At 60.7% G+C, this 6,389-nt stretch carries 6 protein-coding genes and 1 pseudogene; 6 read left to right on the top strand and 1 reads right to left on the bottom strand.

Going from position 1 to position 6,389, the window contains the following annotated elements; translation table 11 throughout:
- From bamA to lpxB, 6 genes are all read left to right on the top strand, one after another.
- On the top strand, window positions 1-1,273 hold a 1,273-nt coding region (gene bamA / locus AC5E6N_RS11315), incomplete at its 5' end, for an outer membrane protein assembly factor BamA (protein WP_491747919.1).
- A gap of 96 nt (window positions 1,274-1,369) precedes the next feature.
- A complete protein-coding gene (locus AC5E6N_RS11310; protein ID WP_491747918.1) occupies window positions 1,370-2,347 on the top strand; it encodes a UDP-3-O-(3-hydroxymyristoyl)glucosamine N-acyltransferase in 978 nt (325 codons plus the stop codon).
- A gap of 84 nt (window positions 2,348-2,431) precedes the next feature.
- On the top strand, window positions 2,432-2,911 hold the full coding sequence (gene fabZ, locus AC5E6N_RS11305; RefSeq protein WP_491747917.1) for a 3-hydroxyacyl-ACP dehydratase FabZ: 480 nt from the start codon (window positions 2,432-2,434) through the stop codon (window positions 2,909-2,911).
- On the top strand, window positions 2,908-3,720 hold the full coding sequence (gene lpxA, locus AC5E6N_RS11300; RefSeq protein ID WP_491690835.1) for an acyl-ACP--UDP-N-acetylglucosamine O-acyltransferase: 813 nt from the start codon (window positions 2,908-2,910) through the stop codon (window positions 3,718-3,720). Before fabZ ends, lpxA begins: the two co-directional genes overlap by 4 nt.
- Window positions 3,721-3,726: 6 nt before the next feature.
- Window positions 3,727-4,611 (top strand): LpxI family protein, encoded by an 885-nt coding sequence (locus AC5E6N_RS11295; protein WP_491747916.1) that lies wholly within the window; start codon window positions 3,727-3,729, stop codon window positions 4,609-4,611.
- Window positions 4,604-5,815, top strand: a complete 1,212-nt coding sequence (gene lpxB / locus AC5E6N_RS11290; protein WP_491747915.1) for a lipid-A-disaccharide synthase — start codon at window positions 4,604-4,606, stop codon at window positions 5,813-5,815. The genes AC5E6N_RS11295 and lpxB overlap by 8 nt, the downstream gene beginning before the upstream one ends.
- 16 nt (window positions 5,816-5,831) lie before the next feature.
- Here the strand turns inward: lpxB and AC5E6N_RS11285 are convergent.
- A pseudogene (locus AC5E6N_RS11285) lies at window positions 5,832-6,389 on the bottom strand (glycine dehydrogenase (aminomethyl-transferring)); the annotation flags it as partial.

The raw sequence follows: 6,389 nt of genomic DNA, 5'->3' as shown, positions 1-6,389 counted from the left end.
CTATCTGATCGACCAGGGACAGCGCGCCTATATCGAGCGGATCGAGATTCGCGGCAATACGCGGACTGCGGATTACGTCATCCGCCGAGAGTTCGATATCAGTGAGGGCGACGCCTTCAACCAGGTTCTGATCCGGCGCGCAAAGCGGCGGCTTGAGGCTCTCGGTTACTTCCAGTCCGTCAACATTACCACGCAACCCGGATCCGAACCGGACCGTGTGGTTGTCATCGTGGACGTGAAGGATCAGGCCACCGGCGAGTTCTCAATCGGTGCCGGCTACTCCACCGGATCGTCCGGCGCGACGGCGGAACTCGGCATCTCCGAACGCAACTTTCTTGGCCGCGGCCAGTTCATCAAGGTTGCCGTGGGCGGCGGTGTCGACACAAGGACCTACCGGTTCTCCTTCACCGAGCCTTATTTCCTCGGATACCGTTTGGCTGCAGGCTTTGACGTCGCCAAGACCGAGGACACCTCGCAGGATAACTACGATATCGACACACTCGGTGTGACGTTCCGCGTTGCGGCGCCCATAACCGACCGGTTGCGAACGGTTGTGGCCTATAACTATTCCCGCGAGGAATACGATCCGGATACCACCGCAATCCTGTCGGCTCCCATTCAGGACGCCATCGACAACAGCCCCTGGGTCAAATCGTCGATCTCGAATTCGCTGATCTTCGACACGATCGACGACAAGCGTCTGCCGAGGGAGGGCATCTTTGCCCGCATGACCGGTGAGTTCGCCGGTCTGGGTGGTGATGCTCAGTTCGTCAAATTTACCGCCCGGGGCAGCTACTACCACCCGATCTCCGAATATGGCGACATTATCGGTCTGGTGAGTGCCGGCGGTGGTTACGTTACCTCCACATCCGGCGACCTGCGCGTGTTCGACCAGCTGTTCATCGGCGGTGAAACGATCCGCGGCTTCGAAAGCCAGGGCATCGGCCCGCGCGACCTGAATGGCGACGCGCTCGGCGGCACCACCTACTTCAACGCCACCGCGGAAGTCGGGTTCCCGGTTCCGATTCTCCCGAGAGATTTTGGACTGCGCGGCGCCTTCTTCGCGGATGCCGCGACCCTTTACGGCAGCGACCTGGACCTTTCCAGAACAACTGTAAACGGGCTGGATATGCAGTGGCGCGCATCGGTGGGTGGCAGTGTGATCTGGTCATCCCCGTTCGGCCCTTTCCGGGTGGATTTTGGCTTCCCGATTGTGAAGGAATCGTTTGACGAGACACAGACATTCCGCTTCGGTACAGCCGGAAGGTTCTGATTGTAGACAGTTCGCTCATTCTCGCGCGTGAAACGCGCTGTGTTGTGAGCCGATGGCGGGGCCTGTCTCTAACGGCAGGCCCTGAATGCATGTAAGATGGACGACACTCGTTTTCTCCCCCGTCACAGTGGAATCCCCGTCGCACGTGGAATCCCCGTCGCACGTGGAATCCCCGTCACACGTGGAATCAAAGTCGCCGCGCTGGCTGAACATATCGGCGCGGAGCTGTCATTTCACGACGATGGTGACGAGCGGATCGTGACGGGCGCGGCTCCAATGTCCCGCGCCGGTGAACGGGATTTGTGCGTTTTTCTGCCGGAAGATGGCACGGATCAATTGGCCATGCTTCAGGCGGCCGCCATCGTCTGCCCGGCAACCGTGGCGCCGATGGTTCCAGCCGACTGTGCCGCTCTTGTTTCCGAGACCCCGTTCCACGCATTCACGGCAGCGTTGCGGTTGCTCTATGCGGATGCCGGCAGGGGCCCGGGAACACGCGAACGGCCCTCCGTTTCGCAACAGGCCCTTGTTGATGCCGGGGCTGTGCTCGAAGACGGGCAGGTCTCCGTGGCGGCCGGCGCCGTTATAGCCGAAGGCGCCCATATAGGGGCAGATACCGATATCGGCCCCGGTGCTGTCATCGGGCCCGGGTGCCGGATTGGAAGACACTGTGTCCTTTCCGCCCATGTCTCGGTGCACAACGCCCTGATCGGCAACGGCGTCTTCGTGCATGCGGGCGTGCGTATCGGTGAGGGCGCGCATCATTATGTCGAAATGGCCGAACAGTCACTGAGGGTCCCGCAGATCGGACGCGTGATCGTTCAGGACAAGGTGGAGATCGGCGCCAACGCTGCAATAGACCGCGGCACTTTGGACGACACCGTCATTGGCGACACAACGAAGATCGGCAATCTCGTCAGCATAGGTGGCGACGTGCGCATCGGCCGGGCTTGCATTGTTGCCAGCCATGCTGATATCGCCGCTGGAGTATCGGTCGCTGATCATGCCACGATCCGGGCACACGCAAGAATTGCCGGCGACATTGACGCCGGTGCCGGTCAGGACGACGCAACATGACAATCCACGAAACCGGCTTTGCGGCGCGCGGATTGAACGGGCGGTTGCCCGATGGGCGACGGGTTTTGAAAGGGGATCCAACGGATGACTGAAAGTGAAAAAAGTGTTCTGGACAGCGTTGATCTCTACGAGATCCTGAAACTGCTTCCGCATCGCTACCCGTTTCTGCTTGTCGACAAGATCATCGAGATAGATGCCGATGAATCCGCAATTGGCATAAAGAATGTCACCGCAAACGAACCGCATTTTGCCGGGCATTTTCCGGAAAACCCGGTCATGCCGGGTGTCCTTCTGATTGAGGGCATGGCCCAGACGGCCGGCGCGATCTGTGCCCGAACCCAGTCGTCCAAGGCAAATATCGTCTACTTCATGACAATCGACAATGCCCGGTTCCGCAAGCCCGTGGTGCCCGGCGACCGGGTTGAATATCACGTAAAGAAGCTCAAACAGCGCGGAACGATCTGGAAGTTCCATTGCGAAGCGATTGTTGAGGGCACGAAAGTTGCCGAAGCCGATGTTGGCGCGATGCTTGTTGAAGGCGACAAGGAAGGCTCTGCCAGATGATCGCAGCATCCGCTGTCATACACCCGTCATCCATTGTGGAAGACGGAGCGCAAATCGGTGAAAATGTCCAGATCGGCCCGTTCTGCTATGTCGGCAGCAAGGTTGTGCTGGATGATAACGTCCGTTTGATCAGCCATGTGGTTGTCACGGGGCGGACACGTATCGGCGCCCGAACCGCGGTTTTTCATGGCGCGGCACTCGGCGCGGAACCGCAAAACATCAATTACAGCGGTGAGGAGACCGAGCTTCGAATCGGCACGGATTGTGTCATTCGCGAGGGCGTGACCATGCACACGGGCATGCCGGATGCGGCGGGCGTGACCTCGGTTGGCAATCAGTCGCTTTTTCTCGCCTATTCACACGTCGCCCATGATTGTCAGGTCGGCAGCAACGTGATCCTGTCCAACAACGTCATGCTTGGCGGTCATGTCGAAGTGGGTGACCGGGTCATCATGGGTGGCGGAGCGGCGGTTCACCAGTTCTGTCGCATCGGTCATCATGCTTTTATCGGCGGCCTGGCAGCATGCTCTCTGGACGTCATTCCTTTCGGAATGCTGAACGGCAATCCTGGCATCCTCGGCGGTCTCAACGTGATCGGAATGTCGCGTTCCGGCATGGACAAGGCAGAGGTGCACACTGTGAGGCGGGTCTTTAAACAGATATTTCACGGCGCGGGAACCGTGCGTGAGAATCTGGAAGCAATCCGGTATGACTGTGAGGAATTGCCGGCGCTCAAGGATCTGTTCGCTTTCATCGATGCGGACAGTCACAGGGGACTTGCCTCCGCGGCGAAGGAAAAGAGGTCTTGAGAGGCAATGGATACGGTCGACCGAAAGCCTGCTCGAAAAGCGCGGTTGGCCATCATTGCGGGCCGTGGCAGGCTGCCGATCGATATCGCCCGGGCATCGCGGCATAATGGCGATGATCCGCTCATTATCGGCCTGAAGGGGGAGGCTACGGAAATCCCGGCTGAATTCGATCAGGTCGAGGTCGGGCTGGGCGATGCCGGCCGTGTTCACGCGCTGCTGCGTGAAAACAATATCGACCGGGTCGTCATGTCGGGCGGTGTGAACCGCCGTCCGGAAATCGATGAACTGCGTGGCTGGTTCAACCTGCTGAGATTTGCTCCAAGGGTCATCAGGGCGCTTTCGTCGGCAGGAGACGACAAGCTTCTTCGTGTGGTGATCCCGATCATCGAATCAGCCGGATGCCGGGTCGTCGGCGCGCACGAGGTGGTGCCGGATCTCCTGGCTGAGTATGGCCCGATCACCAAACACAAGCCCGGCAAGACCGACCGGGCGAATATTTCGGCGGGATGTGCCGGCGCCAATGCACTCGGCGCGCTGGATGTCGGACAGGGCGCAGTGGCGGTGGGTGGACGCATCGTTGCCCTTGAAGGCGCGGAAGGCACTGACGCAATGCTGGCCCGTGTCGCTGATCTGAGGTCAATTGGCCGCATCTCGGCCAAACGCAGGGGTGTTCTGGTAAAGTTGTGCAAGCCGCAGCAGGATGAGCGGGCCGACCTTCCGTCTATCGGGCCGGACACGGTCATCAACGTTCATGCGGCCGGTCTGTCCGGTATAGCCGTCGATGCAGGCAGAGCGCTTGTTCTGGACCGCGAGGCGGTGGTTCGCGAGGCCGACCGGCTCGGCCTCTTTGTCATCGGCGTCGACCGCGAGCAACCGGCAAAAAATGGCTGAACACAATTCCCCCACGGCCTCCCGGCCACTCAAGCTCGCAATCCTCGCCGGTGAACCGTCGGGCGATCTGCTGGGTGCGGACCTCATAGCGTCGCTGCGCGAACATTATGGCGCGGTTGAACTGATCGGCGTCGGAGGCGAAGCAATGGCGGCGCAGGGTCTGAAGTCTCTGTTCGACTACCATGATTTGTCGATCGTCGGCGTCGGTCAGATTGTGGCGCAGCTTCCCAGGCTGCTGATGCATTTGAGGCGGGCGGCAAAGGCCGTCATAGCCGCCCGGCCGGACATACTGGTCATTATAGACAGTCCGGAATTCACCCACCGGGTCGCGCGTCGCGTACGCGCCGCTTTGCCGCAACTGCCGATCGTCAACTATGTCTGTCCGACCGTGTGGGCCTGGAAACCGGAGCGTGCGCCGCGGATGACAGCCTATGTCGACCATGTTCTGTCGATCTTTCCGTTCGAGGCGGAAGAAGTGCGCCGCCTGGGCGGTCCGCCGTTGACCTATGTGGGCCATCGGCTCGCGACCGATTCATCGCTGCTTGCGGCCGCGTCCCATCAGCGTTCTCGGCGGGCCCGATCCCCATCTCCGGAAAAACCGGTCTCGGAGGAACCTTTGTGCCTGATTATGCCCGGTTCACGCCGAGGCGAGGTCAAGCGGCTGTTGCCCGATTTTTCCGAAACGGCGCACCTTCTTGCCGAACGAATGCCTGATGTGCGGTTTCAGATACCGACCCTGCCGCGGCTTGAAGAGAAGGTGAGGGCGGGTGTCGCCGGCTGGACCGTGCCCGTCCACGTGACCACGACCGCCGAGGAGAAGATTGAAGCATTCGCCCAGGCCGACGGGGCACTTGCCGCGTCCGGCACCGTTTTGCTGGAACTTGCACTGGTCGGCGTACCGTGTGTATCGGCCTATCGGGTTGATCCGTTGTCCATGCTGATTGTCCATCGCATTACCGCATGGACTGCCGCTCTGCCGAACTTCATTGCGGACTACCCGATCGTAAACGAGTATATGGCCCGCATGATCAGGCCGCCGCTGATCGCGCGGCGCCTGGAGCGGCTCCTGCATGAATCGCCCGAGCGGCATGAAATGCTCATCGGCTTTGACCTTGTGCGCGAGAGGATGACGGTCAGCAGCCCGCCGGCCGATATCGCGGCGAACGTCGTCGCCGGACTTGTCGGCCCGGCAACCATCGCTTGACCGCAACGGATTTGCCCTAGCTCGCCAGTTGCTCGATGGGCGGGCAGGTGCACACCAGGTTTCTGTCGCCGAACACATTGTCCACCCGTGCGACCGGCGGCCAGTATTTCGAGGCCAGTTGAGCAGGCCCGGCCGGCGCAACGGCGCGCATGGCGTCATATCCGTGTTTCCAGGCAATCGCTTCGGCGGCGGTGTGCGGGGCGTTGACCAGCGGATTGTCTTCCCGGCTCCATTCCCCGGTTTCGATGCGGCCGATTTCCTCGCGGATCGCAAGCATGGCGTCGCAGAAGCGGTCAAGTTCCGCCAGCGGTTCGGATTCCGTCGGTTCGATCATCAAGGTTCCGGCGACCGGCCACGACATGGTCGGCGCATGAAAGCCGTAATCGATGAGCCTTTTGGCGATGTCCTCCACGCTCACGTCGGCGCTCTCCTTGAAGGGCCGGGTGTCGACGATACACTCATGCGCAACACGGCCTTCATGTCCGCGATAAAGAATGTCGAAACTTCCCTCAAGGCGTGCGGCCAGATAGTTGGCGGAGAGGATCGCCATTTCCGAGGCGCTTTTCAGTCCGGC

It is taken from the genome of Hoeflea sp. (genome assembly GCF_984452065.1).
This window is presented reverse-complemented; position numbering and strand designations above follow the sequence as displayed.